This window comes from Mammaliicoccus sp. D-M19 (assembly GCF_022386695.1).
GTDB lineage: Bacteria > Bacillota > Bacilli > Staphylococcales > Staphylococcaceae > Mammaliicoccus > Mammaliicoccus sciuri.
This window is the reverse complement of record NZ_JAJNHW010000001.1, coordinates 143,959-168,138: the sequence shown is the minus strand read 5'-3', so window position 1 is coordinate 168,138 and position 24,180 is coordinate 143,959. Positions and strand designations below refer to the sequence as shown.

General features: G+C 33.2%; 26 protein-coding genes. 23 read left to right on the top strand and 3 right to left on the bottom strand.

Annotation, left to right across the window (positions count from 1 at the left end; all coding sequences use genetic code 11):
- Positions 1-10 precede the first annotated feature (10 nt).
- From LQ675_RS00800 to LQ675_RS00705, 20 genes are all read left to right on the top strand, one after another.
- Positions 11-619 carry a hypothetical protein gene (locus tag LQ675_RS00800; RefSeq protein ID WP_070373229.1) on the top strand — a complete coding sequence of 203 codons (609 nt, stop codon included), beginning with the start codon at positions 11-13 and terminating at the stop codon, positions 617-619.
- A 94-nt stretch (positions 620-713) separates the two neighbouring features.
- The gene (locus tag LQ675_RS00795; RefSeq protein ID WP_119650146.1) at positions 714-1,190 is read left to right on the top strand and encodes an Ig-like domain-containing protein; all 477 of its coding nucleotides are present in this window, start codon (positions 714-716) and stop codon (positions 1,188-1,190) included.
- A 74-nt stretch (positions 1,191-1,264) separates the two neighbouring features.
- Entirely contained in the window at positions 1,265-1,867 is a 603-nt protein-coding gene (locus LQ675_RS00790; protein ID WP_239726959.1) for a hypothetical protein, read from the top strand.
- 20 nt (positions 1,868-1,887) lie between these two features.
- Positions 1,888-2,205: a hypothetical protein gene (locus tag LQ675_RS00785; RefSeq protein ID WP_107590655.1), complete on the top strand. Its 318-nt coding sequence runs from the start codon at positions 1,888-1,890 to the stop codon at positions 2,203-2,205.
- Between the two features lie 33 nt (positions 2,206-2,238).
- Positions 2,239-6,624 (top strand): tape measure protein, encoded by a 4,386-nt coding sequence (locus tag LQ675_RS00780; protein WP_239726961.1) that lies wholly within the window; start codon positions 2,239-2,241, stop codon positions 6,622-6,624.
- Complete coding sequence (locus LQ675_RS00775) at positions 6,625-7,473, top strand: phage tail domain-containing protein (RefSeq protein ID WP_239726964.1); 849 nt, start codon at positions 6,625-6,627, stop codon at positions 7,471-7,473.
- 8 nt (positions 7,474-7,481) lie between these two features.
- Positions 7,482-9,041 carry a prophage endopeptidase tail family protein gene (locus tag LQ675_RS00770; protein ID WP_239726975.1) on the top strand — a complete coding sequence of 520 codons (1,560 nt, stop codon included), beginning with the start codon at positions 7,482-7,484 and terminating at the stop codon, positions 9,039-9,041.
- A complete protein-coding gene (locus tag LQ675_RS00765; RefSeq protein WP_239726977.1) occupies positions 9,034-9,318 on the top strand; it encodes a hypothetical protein in 285 nt (94 codons plus the stop codon). Before LQ675_RS00770 ends, LQ675_RS00765 begins: the two co-directional genes overlap by 8 nt.
- On the top strand, positions 9,318-11,264 hold the full coding sequence (locus LQ675_RS00760) for a right-handed parallel beta-helix repeat-containing protein (protein WP_239726989.1): 1,947 nt from the start codon (positions 9,318-9,320) through the stop codon (positions 11,262-11,264). The genes LQ675_RS00765 and LQ675_RS00760 overlap by 1 nt, the downstream gene beginning before the upstream one ends.
- A 7-nt stretch (positions 11,265-11,271) precedes the next feature.
- The gene (locus LQ675_RS00755; protein ID WP_239726991.1) at positions 11,272-12,744 is read left to right on the top strand and encodes a BppU family phage baseplate upper protein; all 1,473 of its coding nucleotides are present in this window, start codon (positions 11,272-11,274) and stop codon (positions 12,742-12,744) included.
- Positions 12,745-12,749: 5 nt separating this feature from the next.
- Entirely contained in the window at positions 12,750-13,103 is a 354-nt protein-coding gene (locus tag LQ675_RS00750; RefSeq protein WP_239726993.1) for a hypothetical protein, read from the top strand.
- Positions 13,087-13,227 (top strand): XkdX family protein, encoded by a 141-nt coding sequence (locus tag LQ675_RS00745; protein ID WP_239726995.1) that lies wholly within the window; start codon positions 13,087-13,089, stop codon positions 13,225-13,227. The genes LQ675_RS00750 and LQ675_RS00745 overlap by 17 nt, the downstream gene beginning before the upstream one ends.
- 47 nt (positions 13,228-13,274) lie before the next feature.
- Entirely contained in the window at positions 13,275-13,691 is a 417-nt protein-coding gene (locus tag LQ675_RS00740) for a hypothetical protein (protein ID WP_239726997.1), read from the top strand.
- Positions 13,675-14,070 (top strand): hypothetical protein, encoded by a 396-nt coding sequence (locus tag LQ675_RS00735; protein WP_239726998.1) that lies wholly within the window; start codon positions 13,675-13,677, stop codon positions 14,068-14,070. Before LQ675_RS00740 ends, LQ675_RS00735 begins: the two co-directional genes overlap by 17 nt.
- 11 nt (positions 14,071-14,081) lie before the next feature.
- Positions 14,082-15,020: a BppU family phage baseplate upper protein gene (locus tag LQ675_RS00730; RefSeq protein ID WP_239727000.1), complete on the top strand. Its 939-nt coding sequence runs from the start codon at positions 14,082-14,084 to the stop codon at positions 15,018-15,020.
- A gap of 18 nt (positions 15,021-15,038) precedes the next feature.
- On the top strand, positions 15,039-15,287 hold the full coding sequence (locus LQ675_RS00725) for a phage holin (RefSeq protein ID WP_239727003.1): 249 nt from the start codon (positions 15,039-15,041) through the stop codon (positions 15,285-15,287).
- Between the two features lie 47 nt (positions 15,288-15,334).
- Positions 15,335-16,789, top strand: a complete 1,455-nt coding sequence (locus tag LQ675_RS00720; RefSeq protein WP_239727013.1) for an N-acetylmuramoyl-L-alanine amidase — start codon at positions 15,335-15,337, stop codon at positions 16,787-16,789.
- A gap of 794 nt (positions 16,790-17,583) precedes the next feature.
- Positions 17,584-18,252 carry a hypothetical protein gene (locus tag LQ675_RS00715; RefSeq protein ID WP_239727015.1) on the top strand — a complete coding sequence of 223 codons (669 nt, stop codon included), beginning with the start codon at positions 17,584-17,586 and terminating at the stop codon, positions 18,250-18,252.
- Between the two features lie 207 nt (positions 18,253-18,459).
- Positions 18,460-19,077, top strand: coding sequence for a CadD family cadmium resistance transporter (locus tag LQ675_RS00710; protein WP_206180750.1), 618 nt, complete (start codon positions 18,460-18,462; stop codon positions 19,075-19,077).
- A 17-nt stretch (positions 19,078-19,094) separates the two neighbouring features.
- On the top strand, positions 19,095-19,442 hold the full coding sequence (locus tag LQ675_RS00705; RefSeq protein ID WP_239727018.1) for a helix-turn-helix domain-containing protein: 348 nt from the start codon (positions 19,095-19,097) through the stop codon (positions 19,440-19,442).
- Positions 19,443-19,533: 91 nt separating this feature from the next.
- On the opposite strand, the gene LQ675_RS00700 is transcribed toward LQ675_RS00705, so the two are convergent.
- The 3 genes from LQ675_RS00700 to LQ675_RS00690 form a co-directional block, all read right to left on the bottom strand.
- On the bottom strand, positions 19,534-19,719 hold the full coding sequence (locus tag LQ675_RS00700; protein WP_239727056.1) for a YolD-like family protein: 186 nt from the start codon (positions 19,717-19,719) through the stop codon (positions 19,534-19,536).
- A complete protein-coding gene (locus LQ675_RS00695) occupies positions 19,688-19,849 on the bottom strand; it encodes a hypothetical protein (protein ID WP_239727020.1) in 162 nt (53 codons plus the stop codon). Before LQ675_RS00695 ends, LQ675_RS00700 begins: the two co-directional genes overlap by 32 nt.
- Positions 19,850-20,407: 558 nt before the next feature.
- Positions 20,408-21,295, bottom strand: coding sequence for a nuclease-related domain-containing protein (locus tag LQ675_RS00690; protein WP_207593117.1), 888 nt, complete (start codon positions 21,293-21,295; stop codon positions 20,408-20,410).
- Positions 21,296-21,458: 163 nt separating this feature from the next.
- On the opposite strand from LQ675_RS00690, the gene def reads away from it, so the two are divergent.
- The 3 genes from def to rsmB are packed head-to-tail and all read left to right on the top strand — an operon-like array spanning position 21,459 to position 24,179.
- A complete protein-coding gene (gene def, locus LQ675_RS00685; protein WP_078355687.1) occupies positions 21,459-21,947 on the top strand; it encodes a peptide deformylase in 489 nt (162 codons plus the stop codon).
- Entirely contained in the window at positions 21,940-22,872 is a 933-nt protein-coding gene (fmt, locus tag LQ675_RS00680; protein WP_048542489.1) for a methionyl-tRNA formyltransferase, read from the top strand. The genes def and fmt overlap by 8 nt, the downstream gene beginning before the upstream one ends.
- Positions 22,869-24,179: a 16S rRNA (cytosine(967)-C(5))-methyltransferase RsmB gene (rsmB, locus tag LQ675_RS00675; RefSeq protein ID WP_107617173.1), complete on the top strand. Its 1,311-nt coding sequence runs from the start codon at positions 22,869-22,871 to the stop codon at positions 24,177-24,179. The genes fmt and rsmB overlap by 4 nt, the downstream gene beginning before the upstream one ends.
- Position 24,180: the final 1 nt, after the last annotated feature.

Genomic DNA, 24,180 nt, shown 5'->3' with positions numbered 1-24,180 from the left:
AGGAATTTAAATGGCAGCTGAAAAAATTAGTTATGAATTCGGTATGGCGGACTTTATTTTTGATGAAGGATTACCGACAGAATTAAGATTCGATGGGAAAATGTGTGAAGATGGTTCTTTGTTACAAGCAGAAGGTGGAGAAGTTCAATTAGAGCCTGAATTAACTGATATTAATATGGCAGACTTTGGAGATACAAACTACGATCAAGTAGTTGTTGGTTGGAACGGTACAGTTACAGTCGTTGCTGCTAAATCATCTTTAGATGTTATCAGTAAAACATTAAGTGGAACAATTACTTTTGATAGAAATGGTAAGGCCGTATCAGTCACAGATGCACCAATTGGAGCTTCATTACGTGCTGGTGCAAGAACTTTAACTATACACCCAAGACAAATGGGAGAAGACAAATCAGAAGATATCTTCATTCATAAAATCGCAAATTCAAGTGGTATGACTAAGTCATTTGCTAATGAACAAGGTAATTATGAAATGGAATTTGCAATGTTCCCTAAAGATTGTGCAGATGCAAACAAACCAAATAACTATTTCTATATCGGAGAAGATCCAGACAAATTAGAAGAGACAGAAGAACCAGTAGAAGAACCAAGTACACCCTAGCACTCCCCAAAATGTAGTGGTAGATGCTAACTCTAAATCGGCATCTATTACTGCAGAATAGGGGTTTTTAAAAAATCAATAAGGAGGTCGTAAAATGGCTGATACATTAAAAGTATACAAAGGTACTGATGTTGTCGGTACTGCAGAACGACAAGAGGATGGTAAAGCAAAAGTTACAATTGATGGCTTGGAGGCAAATACCGATTATCCTGCAGGAACTTATAAAGCATCGTTTGAAAACGAAAATGGAGAATCAGAAAAAGTTGACGTTCCCTCATTCAAAACTAAGCCTATCTCAGTAACAGGTGTGGCAATATCACCGAAAACTACAAGTATTGAAGTAGCTGGGACAACTAAATTAGAAAGTACAGTTGCACCATCAACGGCAACAAATAAATCAGTATCATATAAAAGTTCTGATGAAGCAGTCGCTACAGTATCAAGCAATGGTACAGTAACAGGCGTTTCAGAAGGTGAAGCAACTATCACAGTTACAACACAAGACGGCAATAAAACTGATACTGCAACAGTAACAGTTAAGACAGTTGATGAACCAAATACAGAAGAATAAAAATGAGTAAGGCAGACAAAGCGCTGCCTTTTTTATTTGTTTTTTAATTTATATATCAAAAGGAGAAATGACAAATGGCACAAGTTGAGATCAAAACATATGAAGGTAACAAGTTAGTAACTGAAAAAGTTGAGATTAAAGAGATGAATATTTTTCAAATTAAGAGAGTATCAAAAGAATTAAATAAATTAGTTAAAGATATTAATACAAACGACCACTTAAAAAGTGCGTTAGATACATTCTTTGCGAAACGTAATGAAATCAATGAAGAAAATAGAAGACTTTATGAAGAAGCAATTGAAAATGCTAAAGGTGATATTGATAAAGTAAGTGTTTTTCAATATGACGGTTCAGAGGCGTTCAAACGAGCAGGCGCTCAATTCTTTAAAGATGTATTAGGTTCTTTTGAAATCGTATTAGAGAACGCACCAGATTCATTACAAAACTTAATTTCACAAGCATCTAATATCAATGCTGATGTAATTGGTCAACAAAACGTTTATACGTTCTTAGACATTATAGATGCAGTTATTGAAGTGAATGATATTCCTAAATTAATCGAACGTTTAAAAAAGTCAAAAGATTCCTTCTCAATGGTGTTGGCAGTTCTGTTTCCGAAGAAGGAACAAACGAAGGACGAAGTAATGTCAGCAACAATGCCAGCGACATCGAATTAGAAGAAGTCGTCATCTACAAGTTGAGTAAAGAACTCGGAGGGCGTGATGAAGTTCTTAGTACGCCTTTTAGTGAGTTACTAGCTTATTTAATGACACACTTCGAAAATGAAGAACGCAAAGCAGAAAAAGAGCAAGCTGATTACTATATGAATTTCATCGCAATGTTAAATAGTAATCCTCAATCAAAAGACGATATGAAAAACGTTAAGAAGTTCTTGAAAGATATTCAACCTAAAAAGAAAGTTGAAAAATCTTCAAGTCCTAAAAAGAAATATCAATGGAACGAGAGAGTCCAAAAGAAAATTGAAGCTAGAAAACGTGCTGAACAAAATATGTAAATTAAAAAATAAATAAAAGAAGGGAGGGGTCTTATGGCAACTATTAAGGAGTTGCAAGCCAAATTTAGCGCCAATCAAAGCGGCATGGATTCGGCATTTACTGCTATTGCTAATCGTCTAAACGATATTGAAAAAGCGTCTGATCGTGCTGCAAGAAATATCGAAAAGAATATGACTCGTGGCATGAATAGAGTATTCAAAACGGGAGAAGGTTTTGAAAAGGTTGGTTCAACTTTTACTAATATATCTAAAAAATCAGAAGAAGTAGGGAGTAATCTTACAAATAAAATTACAAAGCCTGCAATGATTGCTGGTGGTGCTTTAGCAAGTATAACTATTGGTAAAGGTTTTGGGCGTTTAGTTGAGATTGATAACGCTAAAGCTAAGTTAGATGGTTTAGGACATAGTAGTGAAAGTGTTCAAAAAATCATGGATAACGCCTTAGAATCAGTTAGAGGAACGTCATTCGGATTAGGTGAAGCTGCCACGACTGCATCTAGTGCAGTTGCAGCTGGAATTAAACCAGGTAAAGAACTTACTAGATATTTAAGTTTAACAGGCGATGCTGCTGCGATAGCAGGTTCAAGCATGGGAGAAATGGGTTCTATTATTAACAAAGTCCAAACTTCGAACAAAGCTTATAACGGAGAGTTACAACAACTTTCTGAACGTGGTATACCTATCTATCAATGGATTGCTAAAGAAGCAGGCGTAACTGCTGATGAAGTATTTAAAATGGCAAGTGACGGAGAAATTTCAAGCAAGATGTTCCTAAATGCTATTGAAACAAATATCGGTGGTGCAGCAAAGAAAATGGGACAAAAGTCCTTTACTGCTTCGCTTGCTAATATGTGGGCAGCAGTCGGTCGACTTGGCGCTAGCTTTTTAGATGCTGGTGGTAAAGGTGGAGGTTTCTTCAGTAAGATGAAACCATTAATGAATGATCTAACTACTGCTATTGACGGAATGGAAGGTTCTGCCGCTAAGTGGGGAGAAACACTAGGTCAAGTGCTTGATAAAGTCGTTAACGGTATCAAAGGTATTGTTAATTGGTATAACAGTTTAGATAAAAATACTCAGAAACTGATAGCAAGTATTATGCAATGGAGTACATTGATACTTATTGGTCTTGGTCCTGTTTTAATGATTTTCAGTAAGTTAACTGGAATAATTGGCGCTATATTTGGACCGTTTGGCAAGTTCTTAAAATTCTTTGCTAAATTCAGTACTGCTGCTAAAAGTTCAGAAGGTGCAATTGCAGGTATTACAAAAGTATTTCCTAAGTTGGGTTGGACTTTAGCGAAGTTAACTGGACCAGTTGGATGGATAACTTTAGGAGTCATAGCACTAGGTACAGCATTTGTCGTTGCATATAAGAAGTCTGAAACATTTAGAAATATCGTTAATGCTGCGCTTAATGGCGTTAAACAAACATTTATAACGATAGGTAATATCATCAAAGGTTTCTTCCAATTATTTAAAGGAAATGGTCAAGACGGTGTTATAACACTTAGTAAGATACTACCACCTAATGTAGTTGTTGGACTGACTAATTTTGCTACAAAAGTTAAAACAACATTCTATCAAGTTGTTAACGCAATAAGTAATTTCGCTAGATCTATTGGCACACAAATTAGTGCATTTTGGTCTAAGAACGGTACTGAAATAATGACTGCTTTACGAAATGTAGGTAGTTTTATTTCTACAACATTCAAATTCATTTGGGGTAACGTGATAAAGCCAATCATGACTTTAATTTGGAATTTGATGAAAATTTTGTGGCCAGCCATAAGATTGCTGATTGTATCCGTTTGGCAGAACATAAAAGGCGTAATACAAGGCGCGACAAATATCATACTCGGTATCATCAAAGTATTTTCTTCATTACTTACTGGTAATTGGAAAGGCGTATGGCAGGGTATCGTTCAAATTCTAAAAGGCGCAGTTGTTTTAGCGTGGAATTTAGTTCAATTATGGTTTGTCGGCAAGATACTTAAAGTCGTTAAAGTTGGACTAGGTTTATTACGTGGTGTAGTAGTAAAAGGTTGGTCGTTCATAAGAAACTTCATCGGTAAAACTGCACAATCAATTTGGAATTCTGTCCGCACTAAATTTACTGGTTTATCTACATCGGTACGTGGAATTTTCACGAATTTATCTAAATGGTGTAGTAATTTATGGACGTCATTAAAGAATAAAATCACTTCTTTAGGTCAGTCAATTTGGAATAATATACGCAATAAGTTTACTGGATTAAGTAAATCTACGAGAAATATTTTTAGTGGTTTATCTAAATATTCTCGTGATTTGTGGACGAGAATGAAAAACTTCATTACTAATTTAGCACAAAATATTTGGACTAACGTACGTAATAAGTTCTCAGGAATGTCTAAAAGTTCTAGAGAAATATTCGGTAGATTGTTTGAGAGTGCTAAAAATATCTTTACGAATATTAAAAACAGGGTGACAAGTTTAGCACATGGTGCAAGAGATAATGTTGTAAATGGTTTTAAAGCTATGTATGACAAAGGTAAATCATGGATAGATAAACTTAAAAACTTCTTATCTGGATCAGTAAGTGGTTTTAAATCAGCTGCTAGTAAAGTTGGTAAAGGAATTGCTAATGGTGCAATTTCAGGACTAAATAAAATGATTGATGGTGTTAACTGGTTATCTAAAAAGATAATGGATAAAAAGTTAATCAAAGATAAAATAGCTAAATTGTCTACTGGTACTGGTGGAAGTAAATCTGTTAAGACGAACGCTAAAGGTCAGTTACAAGAAAATACTTTAGCAATGGTTAACGATAAAGGACTAGGTAACGGAAAAGGTCCAAACGGTCATCAAGAACTAATCAGAGATAAAGACGGGTCATTGTTTGCACCTAGAGGACGAGATGTAATCCTTCCGCTTCGAAAAGGTATGGAAGTGATCAATGGTCGAGATACGCAAAATATGTTTGGTGGAATACCTCGATTTAGTGCAGGTTCAGCAACTAAAAAACAAACTAATAATAAGAAATCAGCATTTGAACAAGGTTTCGATAATGTAAAAGCAATCACGAAAGCCACGGCAGATGCTACTGTAAAAACTGTTGCTAAAAAAGGTGGAGAACTTGCAGGCAAAGCCACATCAAAAGCTTTAGAAGTATGGGACTACATTGAAAACCCGGGTAAATTAGTACAAATTGCGCTAGATAAATTTGGTGTGGATTTCTCTAGTATAAAAGGCGTATATGGTAGTTTCATGAAACATGGTTTTGCTGGACTTAAGAAAGGTTTAGTTAAAAAAGTAATGAGCTGGTTCGATGAAGCTGGTGGTTACGGAAATGTTGACGGTTCTAGCATCTTAAAACACGGTGTTAGTTTTGGATACAGTCCAAATAAACCATTACCAGGTTATCCGTTATCAATTAATGGTGGACGTCATTATGGTATTGATACACCACACAGTTATGAAAAGATACAAGCACCAACTGGTGGTATCGTCAGAGCGCAAAGTGATTTCGGTGGAGGTACAATCGCTCAAATATTAAGTGGTAAAGTTGCTCAATACTATCTCCACTTAGAAAAAGTTTTGAAGACCGGACGAATTAAGCAAGGTGAAACGTTCGCGAAAACAGGTAACAGTGGTCACTATACAACTGGCGCTCACTTACACACGCAAATAGAAGACCCAGCAGCAAATGCTTTAACTAATAGAAATACCAAAGATCCAGTAAAATTCTTAAATAGCAAAGGTGGTAAATCTGGTGGAGGTGGTTGGTTAAATACTATTAGAACTGCACTGAAAATTGCTAAATTACCTGTTACACAGAAATATATCAATGCTTGGATGAAACAAATTCAAACAGAATCAAGTGGAAATGCTAGAGCAATGGGTGGTAACGACGGACTAGCTGACGGAAACGCAATGGGACTTGTGCAAGTTAAACCTGGTACTTTCAAAGCCAATCAAGGTAAAGGTATGGGTGACATTTGGAATCCATTACACAACTTAGTGGCAGGAATGAACTATGCAAGTAAAACATATGGAAGCAGTATACTAGATGTTATTGGTCATGGTCATGGTTATGCAAGTGGTGGCATTATCAACTCTCCAGAAATTGCGTGGTTGGCAGAAGGTGGCTTTAGTGAATCTGTAATCAGTCATGACCCTTCAATGAAAACTAGAAGTAAAGTAATTTGGGACAGAACAGGAGAAATGCTTGGGTTCTCAGAAGATGCTCAATTACTTCATGGAATTCTTACAGCAATCAATGAAGGTAATAGCTTACAAGAAATCAACAATAGAGATACAAATAGAATTGCTAATAAGGATATAAATGTATACATGGACGGTAAAATAGTTGCTCAACAAGTAAGCAAACGACAAGGTTCAATGTATAACAACAATTCATACGTATTAGGAGGTGGGTAAATGAATTGTGATAATGGAAAATGGGTTAAATTAATATATAGTAACAATAAAACCGTCAATCTCATGGAGAAAGACGGTTTTGATTTTATTGGATTTGATAAACATGAAGTGAATGGAAATACTTTTATTCAAGAGATAAGTGGAGTAGACGGCGCTTTAATGGGAACCACAACATTTGGACCATTCGAACTTAATTTACATTTTAGATATACAGGTGTAGATAGTACGGATATGGATTTGTTTTGTTTTGAGTTAGAAAATGAAATACAAAGTAGAGAACCTTATTATGTAGTTCACAGTAAAATGCCTGGAATAAAGTATTTTGTTGCTCCAACTCCTAAAGTTGAAAAAAGTCCAATAACAATAAGACACAGTGATTTCACTATTACATTTACTTGTAACAAAGGTTACTCCGAATCACTATATGAAACTAACCAATATGACAAAACTTCTGACAAATGGCAGTTCGGCAATGGTTTACTTGTGAATGACGATATTAAGTACAAGCATAATACAACTAGCTTTAGAATATTCAATGGTTCATCTGACACGATTGCACCTTTTCCACATCGACATAAGTTAATCATAAAACTTAATGTCAATGCGCCTAATGGCTTTAAACTGCATAATCGAACGACTGGTGACGTATTTCAATATAAGAAAGCTATTAAATCAAATCAACAACTCATTATTAATGGTGTTTATCCAACTATTAATGGTAAACGAGTCGGTATAGACACAAATCATGAATGGTTATCATTAGCACCTGGCTATAATGACATTGAAATAATCGGAACGGATATAACAGAGCCAACTGCTGAATTTATATTCCCGTTTATTTATAGGTAGGTGGTTAAATGGATAATTTAATTATTACCAATAGTGCTAATACATTCGCAGAGTTGTTGATTGATTATGATTTATTTTCATTCAAACATGAGCGTGAACAAAATGCGAGCCGTTCTATCTCGTTTACTGCGTTCAAGACAAGTTTTGCACCAGATATATATGACTTGATTCAAAATGAAGCTATTTTATTATTCCGTGGTCAACAGTATGTGATTAAAACAACAGATCCAAAAAGTAATAACGTCACTCTTACGAATGATATTGTGGCACATCATATTATGTATGAATTTCAGAATCATTACATCGACAAAGATTTGGAATCAGAAGAAATGAATAACGACAGTGATGAAGAATTACCGTCGCCAACATGGACGTTACAGCAATATTTAGACTTCGGTTTCAAAGGAAATAAGCTAGGTTATTCATATAAGATTGTCGGTAAGTTTGACCAACGTATTGCGATTGATGAAGTCGGCGATAAGAACGGTATAGAGTTTCTAGTAGAAGGTGCTGAACTATTTGGATATATCTTTCATGCTGATAACAAAACAATCTATATATATGATGATGAAAGTTATGAAAGAACATCTGATGTTGAATTGATTGGTGGCTACAATGTTGATGAAGCAAACGTTTCTGTAAATACGCAAGAACAAAAAACAGTTATAAAAGGTTATGGCAAGAAGAAAACTAAAACTGAAACGAAGAATTACAGTCCATTTAAACCACCTAATTTAACGTACAATGGTACTTTCTTTAAAGAGGGTACTTGGCGTACGCAAGTCGTGGGTGCAAGCTATGAGAAACGATTTGAGTGTAAATGGGGCAATGAAACTCTTACGTGGTCACTAAAAAAACTATCTCGTGGAGGACTGTTAGATGTCTATTTAGATGACGAATTGATAGGAAGGTATAGTTGTTACAGTCATACAGCCCGTTCTGAACAAATTGTGATTGCACGTAATTTATCCAAAGGGTGGCATACATTCAAAGCAGTACATCGTGGTGCTGACCCAAATGTTAAAGAATATAAAACAGCACCAACCATGTATGTGGGTACAGAAAAATCAACGACACTAAACTTAACAGCTGTATTGAAGGGTGAGGACTTATATCACGTAAGCGATACTTATTACTCACCATATTACGATGAGAATAACCCTAAACAAGCTGCAACTATCTATGATGATAATATTTTAGATAAAGCAGAATTACGCAAGAAACTTATTCAAGAATTAAATGATGAACCTGTTGTTGAACTATCAACCAATTACCTAGATACCGAACAAATCACTGAACGTGATCTCGTTTATTTTAAACATACTGGATTAGGATTTGACACAATGTTGAAAGTTATCAAGATAACAGAATCGCATCCATTACTGAACTTACCAGTTGAAGTAGATTTCAGTAATAAGAAAACAGACATTATCAAGATGCAACAAGCAATCAATAAACGTATAAAAAATGTAGATAAACAAATCAAGTCGGGTACTCTTGGAGGCTCGACTTTTGTTATGCCTAATTTATATTCCGATAGTGTAGGGGTGGTGTTATTAGATGGCTGAAATTAATATCAGATATCTTCAAGATACTGACGGGGATAGATATTTCCCTATGACTCATGTTAAGGCCATTTTAGGGTTAGAAGAATTTGATAATGGCGATGACATCAAAGATTTAGAGTCGTTGATTAATTCTATGAGAGTTGCAATATCTAGCTTGCAAACATCAAACGCAAAGCTACAAACAGATTTAATTTCTGCTAAACAACAAATAGAACAAAATAAATTAGATATACAAGGGCTACAAGAACAGATAATTACAAAAGAGGAGGGCGAATAATGAGAATTAAGTTGAATTTTCCTGTTGAATTAGGACAACTTTTCAGAAGATTGATTATAAGTAATTTTAAAGAAATGGAAAGAACTGTTAACAATATCGAAGAAAAATTTATTAATCATCAAGTGTCACAAATGAAGGCACATACAAGTAAACAAATAGACCATAAAGGCATGACAGTTGGCGATAGAATTGATTACGAGAGTTCAAGAATTAGTAACTTGGTTGTTGGAGTAGATGGTAATGGAGTTAAAGAAGTAACAGATAGTCGAGTCTCTATGGATGGAGAAAAACATGAGGTGTTATCTGAGCGTCTATTAAGAGATTTTAACAATGTCACAAAAGAAATAGACAGGGTTGAAAACAAATTTGTTGAAATCAACCTGGATGAATATTATCCAGATAAGACCGGCAAAACTGACGTTTCAAATCATATACAACATGCTTTAGATAGAATCAAAGACGCTAAAGGTGGGAAGTTGTTTATACCTGCTGGTGATTATTTAATTCATAACTGTTTATTAGTTTATGAAAACACAACGATAAGTATGGATAATAACACTACGATATTGCGTGGTAATACAAATGAATTATTTATGAATGGACCTTATTCTGATGAATTTACAGAGTATAACGGTAGAGGAAACATCCACTTTATTGGTGGTACTTTAGACGGTAACTTTGAACAATTAGAAAAATATCCAACTAAAGCTGCGAATATGGTTAACCTTAAACATGCCGAAAATATTACTTTCGACAATGTGAGGTTTAGAAATGTTATTAGTTATCACGCATTAGACTGTAACGGTATAAAAAACTTACGTGTAACTAATTGTATTTTTGAAGGTTATATCAATCTTACTGATGAAAGTATGAAAGAGGCTATACAAATTTCTGAATATACAAAAGATGGTATAGCTGGAAATGGTGTATATGATGGTACACCTTGTCGTGATGTAATTATAACAGGAAATACTTTTAGAAAATCGGATATTCTAGACAGTTTTCATGTTGGTGTAGGTAATCACTTTAGTGTCCATAACATATTCCAATCTAACTTTACCATAACAAACAATACATTCCAGAATATTGTAGAGTCTGCTGTTAGACCTTACAAATGGAATAATGTAAGAGTGGAGAATAACGCATTTGAAAATTGTTCACAAGGCGTGCGTATCTCTAATGTTGGTGGATCAGATAAAAGTGCTAATGACATAAATGGAAACCCAAGTGAAACACCTCAAGCAGGTTCGTTGTATTTTATAAATAATAACCTTTTCAGCAACTATACTAAGTTTGGTATTACGATATATGGTCAACAATACAATGATAAAACAGCATATGCTAAAAACATTAATATTAATGCCAATATATTCGAATGCGACAATAATGATGTAGGCGAAGCAATTAATTTAAGGGTTTGTCAAAATATCCACATAAAAGACAATACTATAAATAGTGGTTATCGTGGTATTCGTCACACAGGATGTAACACTGTTTTTATTGATAAAAACTATATAAATAATGTAAAGACGGAAGGAATATTCAATGAGATATCTCCATTTACTGGTCTTCCTTCGCAAGTAAGACATTTGCATATTACTAATAATTTAATTAACACAACAGGTCGAAATGGAATATTTGTTCAATATGCTCAAAACTATTTTGTACGATTCAACACAGTAACAAATACTAGCTTGCAAACAGAGGATGATACTCCAAGAGGTGGCATTTATCTATCACACACAACTACTGGTGCAGTTGAAAATAATCACTTATGGGGTTCAGAAAAAGACTTTGCTATACGTACAGTTGATACCAAAAATACGAACTTCTTTAATAACGGTGGCACTGGTGGGGTTTATATTGACGGTGACAATAGTGCAATAATTGGATATTGGAACGTTTCTAATGAAAATAATATCAATAAAGTTAGTACGAAAGGATGAAGTGTAAATGACGAATTTTAATACTGCACCAAATAAAAAAGCTAAATTGGTACTTGAAACAACAGCGTTCAAACAAAGTAGAAGTGACTTAAATGTCGCTTTTTCTTCAGCTGATAGAGAAACAGGTGTATTCGAATTTACAGTTACGCAAGATAACAAACCATTGTTATTAGGAAATGACAATGTTAAATCTAGTATTATATTTGTACATTCAAATGGTTTGAAAATTAAAGCGCCAATGGTTATTACTGACGGTTTAAACGGTAAGATTAGTTATCAAGTACCAAACGACATACTAAAAACTCCAGGAAAAGTTACATCTCAAGTATATGTTGCTAGAAAATCAAAAGAAGAAACACACGCAGTTGTCGCTGAACGCATATTTAGTTTCGAAATTGAAAAATCTCTAGCATGGGAATTTGATGCCGAAACAAAACTAAACTACATTATTGAGTTTGATGAATTAGAAGCACAAATAAAACAACGTATTTATGCAATTGAACAAGCAATGTCTAATGCAGAAGATTATGTTAATTTAATCGAACAAGCTAAAGAAAAAGGACTTTCAGATATTGATGTGCTTAGGGCTAATAGTATAGAAGAATTAACTACATTGGCTAATAATAAGTTAGCAGAGATAAATTCTAAAGGTAACGAGTACGTTGAAGACTTAACTATTGTGCGTGATGGAATCGACGATAAGATCAATCAGTTCAACAGTGATGTTAATTCTGGTGGATATGTTAAAGATGAAAACACGTCTAATTGGCAAAAGAGTAAACTAACGAGCGATAATGGAGATAGAATAAGAATTTCAAAAGTAGACCCAATAACACTAAGCACTGGTTTTTATCAAATATGGAATATGAAAAGCGCACCATATGGAGATGAGAATAACGGTCAATATTGGAACGTTGATGTAGTTACAGCTTATGACAATATCAAACAAATTATCGCCACTACAAGTTATGATGGAAGAATGTTTAAAAAGAACATTCATAAGGGCGAAGATAGAGGATGGAAAGAACTCACTATACCTATAAAAAGCGAAAATGTGGAATCTATATTTGGTTCGCAAGAAAAAGCAGATAAGGCGTTACTTGAAGCGAAAGCGTATATAGATGCTAATATTTATGATACAGGTTGGCATGAGTTACCACTCTTGAGTGGTTTTCAACAAGACGACTCTTTAGGTCCTTCTGTTTATAGGATAAAAAATGGTATATGCACAATCATATTTAACACAAGAGTCAAAAGTAATATATTAAGTAATGGTTCACCTATATTTGCCATACCTGAAAAATACTTACCTAAATATGCTTTCAGCTTTTTTGCTAGAACTAATGGGAATATAGGTAGAAACCCAGTTAAGTGTAGTTACGATATGATTAAAAAAGAATTTAAAGTTTGGGAAAACAACGAAAACATTTTAAAAATAGATGATTATGTATATGGTCATCTAACATATATTGTGGGGTGATTATATTGTATAAACAAGTATTTGATTATAATGGTATTGCCTATTTGGTAAAAACAGATGAAGATGGTCGATTATTAAGTGATGATTTAATGGAACAAGGTCTTTATCAGTATACAGATATTATCCCACCAAGTAACTTATATCCTCCACGAAAATTTGATGGGGATAAATGGCATGGTGCATTGGCAGAAACTCCACCAACTCCTGAACCTAGTGACGTTGACTTTTTAAACGCACAACTCATAACGAATGACATTGAACACAATAACGGAATAAAAGCATTACAACAAGATATTGCTAATTTAACATCAGAATTACTAGAAATGAAAGGTGGAATGAGTGATGTTTCCGACTCTTAAACGTTTATACGACTTAAAATTATTTGATAAAAACAAAATCACTGAGAGTGTTAAAGCCAAATGGATAACTGAAGAACAATACAAAGAAATCACAGGGGAAGATTTCCCACAAGGCACTGATTAATTTCAGTGTCTTTTTTATATAAATAAATTACAGAGAGTGGGTGTTGTATGAATAAGTTATCTTTGCCAGAAATGATTTCAAGCACCTTATTGTTTGGCTTAGGTGTATTTAGCTTATGGTGTAGTTTATTCTTTGCTATTCAACAAGAAACTGTATTAAACGATTCAGATTTTTATAAAGCCTTACATCAAGTTATGCCTATTTGGGTGTGGGGTATATTGATGGGTATATCAAGTTCATTTTTGATTTATTCAAGTTGGTTGATGCCTAGACGTAATCAACTTTTTCATTGGACGTTACTGATAGGTGGCACTATGTGTTCGTTTATGTATCTACTCATGACCAGTGCAAGTTTGTTCAATGCGATTAATTGGCTAACACCTATGCAGTTTGCCACGTTATCTGCAATATGTGGTGTGATTGCGTTTTTCGGGGGTGCTGAGATTTATGCCAGACGAAAATAGATATGTATTAAAAACTGACCATATAGCTGACATCAGCAAGCTAACTGGTCGTATTAAAGATGTTGATAGCAAACATATGGAATTGCACAATGATTTAAAACTTACTATAAACACCCTGTCAATTAGTACACAAGCGTTAACTGAAACGAGCAAGAAAACAAACCGGATTTTAGAATCAATTGATGAAAAAATGGATGGATATAATGATCGTATTAAAAATGTAGAGTTTAATGTTGAAACGACTACTAAACGTGTAGATGATATTGAACATTCAGTATCAGAACGCAAACAAGGCAACATACAGTTATGGGTCGCAATAATCGGTACATTAGGAACTGTTATTGTTGGGGCTTTAGCGTTTGCACAAGTATTTTTTTAAGGAGTGATTAAATGGCAATTTATAAAAATAAAGACATAGAGGTCAACGTAAATGAAAAAAGCGCCGATGTCGGCTTTATTGATACTAATTTTTATACAGAAGATATTAGCACCAGTTCAATTAGAATTACAATAAAAAATAACAAACGTGCAGTTGATTTAAACAAAACAAATCTAACTCCTAAACTAGACCTATTCCACAGTGATGGGTCTATTTTTATGGATGAAAAAATCAATTTAGTGTTACCAGAGCAAGGCATTATACAGTACAAAATCAGTGACAAGGTTATTAAACATCCTGGCAAAGTAAGTGCTAAATTATTCCTAAAAAACGAAACGCAATCAGTTCACGTTGCTAACTTTAATTTCACAATTAAGGATAGTGGTATAACAGAGGCAGTCAGTAAAGAGGTTACAATTAACTTAGTTGATGAAACAATTAGAAAAATAATAAGAGAAGATGCAATGGAATTGTTGGGAGAAAACTTCGAGAATAATCTTAACGAAAGTGTATTAAGCCACTTAGAAAGTAACGCTGACTTATTCAAAGGTCCTAAAGGAGACAAAGGAGATGTTGGACCACAAGGACCACAAGGACCACAAGGTATTAAAGGTGATACTGGTACAAGTGTTGTAGATAAGGGTTGGATTGAAATTACTTTATTAAACGAGATAACAGGAAGTTCTTCGAGCAAACCGGTATATAAAATTGTAGAAATTGATAGTGTAAAATTTTTATTTCTATCTGGGGCTATTAATAATGCTAAAGCTGGCACTACTACTATAATAGGTAAGATACCTAACATAAAATTGCCTGCTATATGCTATATTAATTCATCAAAAGAAGGTGTTGTATTTACATTGGATAAAGAAGGGAATTTAAAAGTTTTTCCACCAACCTCACACGTTCAAAGTAGTTTTTTGGGTTTTTCTGGAACATTATTTTTGTGATTTTAGGAGGAAGTATAAATGAAGATAAACTGGAAAGTTCGTATTAAACAAAAATCATTTTGGGTAGCCATTATATCGGCTATCCTTTTGTTTGCTCAGCAAGTGTCTGGGGCGTTTGACTACGACATCACAATGTATACAGACCAAATCACTAATATCGTGAACAGCGTGTTAGGTGTGTTGGTATTACTAGGTGTGGTTCAAGACCCTACAACTAGAGGGATTAAAGACAGTGAACAAGCACAACAGTATAACGAACCAAAATAAGTCGGCTAATCAGTCGGCTTTTTTAATACAATAAAAGGAGTGTTATGATGAAAACTAAAGCGCAAATACAAGCTAGGTTAAAAGCCTATGCAAAAGGTACAGTGGATAGTCCGTACAGAGTTACAAAACCATATAGTTATGATGCTAGATTTGGCAAAATGGAAGTAGGCGCAATCGATGCTGATACAGCCTTCCACGCACAGTGTATGGATCTAATTGTTGATTACATGTTATGGCTCACAGATAACAAAGTACGCTTGTGGGGTGACGCTAAACAAGCAATTAACAATAAGTTACCTGAAGGATATAAAGTTGTTAAAAATGAACCTGAAACTATACCAGAAACAGGTTGGATAGCAGTATATACGATTGGCAGTTATGCTCAATATGGTCATATCGGTATCGTAAATAATCCTGGTAACACAACTAAATTCCAAATATTAGAGCAAAATTGGAATGGTTTGGCTAACAAAAAGCCACAGTTAAGATGGGATAATTACTACGGTCTAACGCATTTTATAGCAGTACCATACGCAAAATCTACTGTTAAAAAAGAAACTGCTAAGAAAACGACAACTAAAACAACATCTACTACTAAGAAAAAGGCAACTAAACTTAAATATAATCGTGACGAAGTAACAGGTTATAAGTTACCTAAACGTGGTTACAAGCCAAAAGGTATTGTCATACACAATGATGCTTCTAGCCTTACTGCTGAACAATGGCGTAACGTATTAGTAAATGCACCATTAAGCACATTAGAACGTGGTATAGCGCACAGTTATATCAGTAATGGTTATGTATATCAAGCATTGCCAGAAAGCCGTATAGCGTGGCATACAGCTAATAATAACGGTAATAAAAACTATTATGGTATAGAAGTATGTCAGTCTATGAGAGCGACAGATAAACAATTCCTAGAGAATGAACAACAAGCGTTCCAAGAGGCTGCACGTATGTTGAAGAAATGGAAGTTACCAGTTAACCGTGATACTGTTCGTATACATTCTGAATTTAGTGCTACACAATGTCCTCACAGATCGCTAGCGTTACATTGCAACTACACATCGTCATATAGAGCGCCACAAGATGTGGTTAATAAGATGAAGGACTACTTTATCAGTCAAATCAAATCATACTATGACGGTAAAATTCCAACAGGTACTACGATAACTGCAAGCAAACCAAGTGCTAACACAACAGCTAAGACACCTAGTGGCTGGAAAACAAATAGTTACGGTATTTTATATAAATCAGAACATGCGTCATTTACACCAACAGTTGATTTCATATATACACGTTCAGTTGGACCAAGTAGACAAAACCCAGTAGCAGGTCAATTGTATAGAGGTCAAACAATTAATTACTCAGAAGTGCAAAAGTTCGATGGTCATGTATGGGTATCGTGGGACACTAACGCAGGTATAACTGTTTATATGCCGGTTAGAACATTCAATGCTCAAACGGGTGAAATGGGGCCATTATGGGGTATTATTAAATAAGTAAATATGTTATAATATAATATGCTATTACTTGGTTACGATGAACCGCCGTACATTATTAAACCCTATCTAGCGGGAACTAGGTAGGGTTATTTTTACTTAAACCAATATATATGTTACCATTTGAACAGACATTTTAAACACAACTATACGGCGAGCCTGCTCATATAATTGAGTAGGTTATTATTTTGACTAGATTATCCATAGTGATATAATTAAATTAGTTTAAACCTATTATCTCCGTTTTAGTTTTAAACTCATATTTGGTAATACCTTTTTGCACCTCGCTAATAAGTGGGGTGTTATTTATTTGATTTAATACCTAAAGTGTAGTATTACTATATACAAGCACTTATATAGTGCTGGATTTTCATATATAAATAACCATTAACTTGCCCTGTCACTTTTTTGTGATGGGGTTTTTATTATGTTACAATGATTATAGGTTTGTTTCTCTTCCAAATATAAACAAATCTAATTAAGTTATCCTATGCCCTGTCACAATCGTGATGGGGTTATTTTTATGCGTAAAATTATCTATTAACATGGTATAATACACTAAAAAGAGGTGTTTGTATGTACATGTTATTTGAACATATATGGGATTATGAAAATTCGCAAACCAATGTAATATGCGTTAGTGAAAACAAAGAAAATATTACAAGCATTTTATCAAATTATAAATTCAATAGAGTATTGGAATTTGAAGATAGAATTATATATGAACTAGAAGATAGGTATTTTATATTAGTTCATACCATTAAAGATAATTACCTAAAAAAAGAGGTAGTTATATGAAGAAGTTGAAAGATTTAGATTCGTATGAACAAAGTGTACAAAAATTAGAATTTTGTTTATTTCATATAGAGAACTTGAAGAAAAAAGAAGTTTTAGATATGAACGATCAGATAATGATTAATTTATTATTAAATGTATTTAAATCGTCGATGGAGTATTCTATACAATATTTAAGAAGCCATAACAACATAAGCAAAAGCGAAAAGTCTTATATATTAAATAAAGAAGACTTTAAAAATATAGAAAGATATTATGAACTCTTAGAGCAAAGATTTGGAGTTGATGATAAAAAAGGTAGAGATATATTTGACAATTTATTTAAGACAAAAATTTATAATCAATTTAACAAAATGCAAAACAATGAGAAACATGCGCAAATTAACGAGCATGAGGATTATATAATTGAAAACACTGGGAATTTGTTTTTGCCTGGTAAAATTAACATAGGGAATAATATTATAACACGACGTAATGATGGTGAATCTAAAGGTGTTGTTATAGATGGAAAAGAAATAGATTTATCACGAAACGAAGGATATTCCTACGATGAAGCAATTTATTTTGAATACAACAAAAGAGAAGTATTCGAGTTTTTATATGAAGTGTATGAATTAGTGAATAATTTCGTTGTAGATATAAAAGAATATGTTGATAGCAAAGAGTAATCAATATGTTAATTAGGTAATTGGTAGACTCAATTATCTGTGTTGTATTAGTGACCGTAATTTTAAAGTTGAAGAATTAATAGTTCGGAAATATTTAAAACCCACCTTAATTGGTGGGTTTTTTATAATTAAAATAAATAAGATTATTTGATTTGTAAGAAATATGGTTTATAATACATTCAAGAATACTTTTGAATGAGGTGTGTTATGATTCAAACAATTTTGACAGCAACTATTCTTTATGTTGCTACAGCAGTAGATTTGTTGGTAATACTATTAATATTTTTTGCTAGAGCAAATACTAGAAAAGAATATCGAGATATTTATATCGGACAATACTTAGGCTCTGTAATCTTAATATTAGTTAGTTTATTTCTAGCTTTTGTTTTGAATTATGTTCCAGAAAAATGGGTGTTGGGTCTATTGGGTTTAATTCCAATTTATTTAGGTATTAAAGTTGCAATTTATGACGATTGTGAAGGAGAGAAAAGAGCTAAAAAAGAATTAGACGAAAAAGGGTTATCAAAATTAGTCGGTATTGTTGCTTTGGTTACAATTGCTAGTTGTGGTGCAGATAATATTGGACTTTTTGTTCCTTACTTTGTGACTTTAGATATTGTTGAGTTATTGGTTACTCTTCTTGTATTTTTAATATTGATTTTTGTTTTGGTATATACAGCACAAAAATTAGCTAATATTTCAGGTATTGGCGAAATTGTAGAGAAGTTTAGTCGTTGGATAATGGCTGTTATTTATATTGGTTTAGGATTATTTATTATTATTGAGAATGATACAATCCAAACAATAATTGATTTTATATTTTAAATTAAGGTGTGGTTTATATGGGAAAGGCAACTGCTTGTGATGTGATCTGTGTACATGAGGATAAAGTTAACAATGCTTTAAGTTTTTTAGAAGATGATAAATCTAAGAAATTACTTAACATTTTAGAAAAAATTTGTGATGAGAAGAAATTGAAAATCATATTATCTTTGATTAAAGAAGATGAGTTGTGTGTTTGTGATATTTCTTTGATATTGAAAATGAGTGTTGCTTCAACTTCACATCATTTAAGGCTTTTATATAAAAATGAGGTACTTGATTTTTATAAAGATGGAAAGATGGCATATTATTTTATTAAAGATACTGAAATAAGAGATTTTTTCATGAAAAACCATCTAGAGATTTAAAACGAAATATATCTATTCATAATTTAAAATATCCTGCCAATTGAGGTAGGATATTTTTTTGTGCAGAATCTGTCATTTTGTTAGTTGGAAATTACTCTATCTCCACAATACAATCCATACTCAATAACATTTTCTCACCATTCTCTAGTACCTCTAACTTGCTATGCTCACTATCAAATTTATTAATTTCACATTCAATTGTTTTATAATATCCATTCTCCCAATACTTAATTGTAGCTGGTGGATCATAAAATAATTTCGTATTGTTGAGGCACACTAGCAAAAGGCGCCCACTTAATCATCTTTCGTCCTTCTGGGATATTACTATTCAAATATTGCTTTGGTATCTTGCGATAATCTGTTTCATATTTGTATGGTTCAGGCATACCTGGGTTAATGATTTTCAATTTAAACACCTCACGTATAATTAGTAGTTTTATTATACGAACAAACATTCTGTTTTGTAAAGTGAGTTTATTAATAGTAATAATATTAAAGTTTATAAAAAACATCATTATAATGTAGAAACTAGATTGTTAATGTAAAATTTGGGCAAGGGCAAAAAAAGGGCAATTTTTGTAGACAGCAGGAAAATGTATTGAAAATTTTAATCGATAATATTTTATAAATACTGTAATGATCAATCATTTTAGACTATGTCGGATAGTAGTAATTTTCTTTGATTAATCCGCAGATGATGATGTAAATAGAAAGAAACCCGTGAAATGTGAAAACTTCACGGGTTTTTTGTATGTGTCTAGATGAAATTATAGGTTGTTATTCAAATACTGACGCTTTTAAAAGCAGTTCTGGCCAAAGGTGCAAATACTGATACCGTTATTAGCAGTTCTGGCCAAAGGTGCAAATACTGATACCGTTATTAGCAATTCTAGCCCAAAGTGCAAATACTGATGCTTTTAAAAGCATTTTTGACTAAAGGTGCAATTAACGTGCCCCCTACTAATTTACTTAGGGAAAAACTTTCTATTTCTTTTCTTCTCTGATTTGAAATACTTGTTACAAACACGGCCAATCGTATATTCTTTCACCGGATAACACCACTGGATGGCTTCTTCAAATGTAAAGCCGTCTCTTTTTAAATAATAGAGTTCTTTCAAATTGTACAGGACGATTTCTTCGCATTTAATCTTAGAGTGACAGTACATGCAGTTAGAGTAGATTTTATTTTCTATTATTTTGATTGTGTGCATTTTTCTACAACTTGGACATTTTATACCTGCTAAACTGAGATCGAAGTATGGTGTGATTTCTTTTTGATAATAAGTCGAGTGGATTTTCTTGTGTTGTAATAAAAAGTTTAATAGTGCGGGGTTAAACTTTGATGAATGGGATTGTAAGATTTCTTTGATTTGGTTCAATTGATTGAAATAGATAATATTCTGATTATGTGGCCAGGTTCCAACTGGGATAAAATGAGGATTTGTAAAAATGATATAAGTTTGAATATTTATATGTATACCATTTTGATACAGTAATTTTTCTAATTCGAATTTCATAAATTTTGTTTGTTTAATGGGGGATTTCGTAGTTAATCCGTAACTACTTTTTAAGTAATCTTGTTCGAAATGCCACTCGTCTCTATAATGTTTAATTTCAAATAAGAAAAGTGTATTGTCTGTTGCGACTAAATAATCAATTTGGACATGATGTTGATTACCGAATTCGAAATCGTAAATATAGCTGATGTTAGGTATCGTGTTTAAAAACGATTTGAAATAGCGTTCTCCTTCTTTGCCGTTGTAATATGTGAGAAGATTATTCCTCTCATCTTTCGTTAAAGTCTTCCGAGATTCAAGTGCGAGTAAATATTGATAGTAGTCGGATACGTTCATATAGGACTCCTTTCTGTTATTTATTGGTAATTCGATTTTACTTCGTTTATGCAAAATTTTCTATCAAATCAATGTAAGCGACTGTAGATGAATTTTCTCTGTCGCTTTTTATATTGATTTACGTTATAATTATACGATGAGTTTTTAAAAAGGAGCGATAGATATGGCTGTAAAACCACTTGTTACGGTACCAAATCCAATGTTAAATAGAGAAGTTAAAGATGTTGTGACTTTTGATGAGTCTTTAAAAGCATTAATTGCTGATTTAGAGGATACAATGTTTGAAAATGATGGGGTGGGTATAGCTGCACCTCAAATTGGCGTTGATCTTAAAGTTGCGATTGTTGATATGGAGCAAGAAGGTATTTTGCAGCTGATCAATCCAACGATTGTTTCTCAATCTGAAGAAACTGAAGCTGATGTAGAAGGTTGTCTCAGCGTACCTGGTGTCTTTGGAGAAGTGAACAGAAGTAAAATGATTGTCGTGAAAAGTAATGATTTAAATGGTAATCAAGTTGAACTTACTGCATATGATGATATTGCACGAATTATTTTACATGAAGTAGATCATTTATATGGTGAGTTATTCACGGATAAGATGACGAGAGAAATTAGTGAAGAAGAATTAGAGGAGATGTATAAGGATGAGTAAAATTGTATTTATGGGTACACCAGATTTTTCTACAGGCATTCTTGAAATGTTAATCGAAGAACATGAAGTGATTGCAGTTGTTACTCAACCTGATCGTCCAGTAGGTAGAAAAAAAGTACTGACACCACCTCCTGTTAAAAAAGTAGCAGTTGAACATAATATTCCAGTATATCAACCTGAAAAATTAAATCATTCACCAGAATTAGAAGAGATTATTAATTTACAACCTGATTTAATCGTTACTGCAGCATTTGGGCAGCTATTACCAAAATCATTATTAGATGCGCCAAAATATAAAGCAGTTAATGTACATGCTTCATTGCTACCTAAATATCGCGGTGGTGCTCCGATTCATTATGCAGTTATGAATGGTGAGAAAAAGACAGGCGTAACAATTATGTATATGGCAGAAAAATTAGATGCAGGTAATATTATTAGCCAAGATGAAATCGACATTAAAGAGAACGACACAGTAGGAGATGTTCATGATCAACTAGCAGTACTCGGTACAGCATTATTGAAACGAACTTTACCTACTATTTTTAATGGAACAAATGATAGCATTCCTCAAGATGAATCACTTGTAAGTTTTGCTTCTAATATTTCAAGAGAAGATGAAAGAATTGACTGGACACAAGATGCTGAATCAATTCATAACCATATAAGAGGGTTATCACCTTGGCCAGTTGCTTATACAACAATGAATGATAAAAATATGAAATTGTGGCGCAGTGAAATTGTAAGGAATGTTAAAGGTAATCCAGGAGAAATTGTTGAAACAACTAAATCAGCTATTATAGTAGCAACAGGTAGTGAAGATGGTGTTGCTTTAACTGAAATACAATTAGCAGGTAAAAAACGTGTGCAAACACGAGATTATTTAAGCGGATTACAATCAAAAATTGATGGGACTAAATTAATATGATTAAAAACAATGTAAGAAACGTTGCATTAACGATTCTAGATGATGTACTGACAGGTGAAGCATATAGTAATCTACAACTTAATGAAGCGATAAAAAACGAAGCTGTATCTAAAAAAGATGTTGGATTATTAACAGAACTTGTATATGGTACTTTACAAAGAAAAATCACTTTAGATTATTTAATTGAGCCTTTTATTAAGACCAAGTTAAAAGGATGGATGAAACGTCTATTAATCATGAGTGCATATCAATATGTATATTTAGATAAAGTTCCAAATCATGCGATTATCAATGAAGCTGTCAATATTGCTAAAGTACGCGGTGATTTACACAATAGTAAAGCAATCAATGCAATTCTTAGAAATTTCATGTCTACACCATTAAGAACATTAGATGAAATCAAACATGATGATAAGAAACTTTCAATTGAGGGTAGTGTACCTTTATGGTTAACAAAACATTGGATTACACATTTTGGATATGAAAAGACAAGAGAAATGTGTTTACTCAGTTTAACACCGCCAGATACAACAGTAAGAGTGAATACAACACGCATATCTGTTGAAGATGCAGTTGAAAGATTACAAAGTAATGGTTATACTGTCGAAATAGATAAAGACATAGAAAGATGTTTACATGTTAAAGGTGAAGCTATTGTAAATGATAGATTATTTAAAGATGGTTTATTATCTGTACAAGATAAGAGTTCAATGTTTGTAGCAGAAATTTTGAATCCGAAACCGAATAGTACAGTGTTAGATACATGTAGTGCACCAGGTGGTAAGACTTGTCATATCGCTGAAATCATGAATCAAACTGGTCATGTTGATGCATTTGACATTCACCCACATAAAATAGATTTAATTGATTTTAATATCAAAAAATTAAGACTTAAAAATGTAACAGCAGCTGTACATGATGCCACTCAGCCTTTTGATCAAACATATGACTACATCCTTGTAGATGCACCGTGTAGTGGATTTGGTGTCATGAGAAGAAAGCCTGAAATTAAGTATGACAAGACGTCAAAGGATGTTGAATCATTGTGGCACTTACAATTAGAAATTCTTGAAAATGCGAGTAAATCTCTCGCACCTAATGGAGAACTTGTGTACTCAACTTGTACAATCGAACAAATGGAAAATGAAAATGTTGTTTATTCATTCTTAAAAGCAAATCCAGAATTTGAATTCGCACCATTTATAGATCCAAGAACAAATCAAGAAACTAAAACATTACAGCTACTACCTCAAGATTATAATTCAGATGGTTTCTTTATTACTAAAATTAAGAGAAAGGAAAGTTAAT

Coding starts and splice junctions, on each gene's coding strand:
- LQ675_RS00800 (WP_070373229.1), top strand. CDS start 11: ATGGCAGCTGAAAAAATTAGTTATGAATTCGGTATGGCGGACTTTATT.
- LQ675_RS00795 (WP_119650146.1), top strand. CDS start 714: ATGGCTGATACATTAAAAGTATACAAAGGTACTGATGTTGTCGGTACT.
- LQ675_RS00790 (WP_239726959.1), top strand. CDS start 1,265: ATGGCACAAGTTGAGATCAAAACATATGAAGGTAACAAGTTAGTAACT.
- LQ675_RS00780 (WP_239726961.1), top strand. CDS start 2,239: ATGGCAACTATTAAGGAGTTGCAAGCCAAATTTAGCGCCAATCAAAGC.
- LQ675_RS00775 (WP_239726964.1), top strand. CDS start 6,625: ATGAATTGTGATAATGGAAAATGGGTTAAATTAATATATAGTAACAAT.
- LQ675_RS00770 (WP_239726975.1), top strand. CDS start 7,482: ATGGATAATTTAATTATTACCAATAGTGCTAATACATTCGCAGAGTTG.
- LQ675_RS00765 (WP_239726977.1), top strand. CDS start 9,034: ATGGCTGAAATTAATATCAGATATCTTCAAGATACTGACGGGGATAGA.
- LQ675_RS00760 (WP_239726989.1), top strand. CDS start 9,318: ATGAGAATTAAGTTGAATTTTCCTGTTGAATTAGGACAACTTTTCAGA.
- LQ675_RS00755 (WP_239726991.1), top strand. CDS start 11,272: ATGACGAATTTTAATACTGCACCAAATAAAAAAGCTAAATTGGTACTT.
- LQ675_RS00745 (WP_239726995.1), top strand. CDS start 13,087: ATGTTTCCGACTCTTAAACGTTTATACGACTTAAAATTATTTGATAAA.
- LQ675_RS00740 (WP_239726997.1), top strand. CDS start 13,275: ATGAATAAGTTATCTTTGCCAGAAATGATTTCAAGCACCTTATTGTTT.
- LQ675_RS00735 (WP_239726998.1), top strand. CDS start 13,675: ATGCCAGACGAAAATAGATATGTATTAAAAACTGACCATATAGCTGAC.
- LQ675_RS00730 (WP_239727000.1), top strand. CDS start 14,082: ATGGCAATTTATAAAAATAAAGACATAGAGGTCAACGTAAATGAAAAA.
- LQ675_RS00725 (WP_239727003.1), top strand. CDS start 15,039: ATGAAGATAAACTGGAAAGTTCGTATTAAACAAAAATCATTTTGGGTA.
- LQ675_RS00720 (WP_239727013.1), top strand. CDS start 15,335: ATGAAAACTAAAGCGCAAATACAAGCTAGGTTAAAAGCCTATGCAAAA.
- LQ675_RS00715 (WP_239727015.1), top strand. CDS start 17,584: ATGAAGAAGTTGAAAGATTTAGATTCGTATGAACAAAGTGTACAAAAA.
- LQ675_RS00710 (WP_206180750.1), top strand. CDS start 18,460: ATGATTCAAACAATTTTGACAGCAACTATTCTTTATGTTGCTACAGCA.
- LQ675_RS00705 (WP_239727018.1), top strand. CDS start 19,095: ATGGGAAAGGCAACTGCTTGTGATGTGATCTGTGTACATGAGGATAAA.
- LQ675_RS00690 (WP_207593117.1), bottom strand. CDS start 21,295: ATGAACGTATCCGACTACTATCAATATTTACTCGCACTTGAATCTCGG.
- def (WP_078355687.1), top strand. CDS start 21,459: ATGGCTGTAAAACCACTTGTTACGGTACCAAATCCAATGTTAAATAGA.
- fmt (WP_048542489.1), top strand. CDS start 21,940: ATGAGTAAAATTGTATTTATGGGTACACCAGATTTTTCTACAGGCATT.
- rsmB (WP_107617173.1), top strand. CDS start 22,869: ATGATTAAAAACAATGTAAGAAACGTTGCATTAACGATTCTAGATGAT.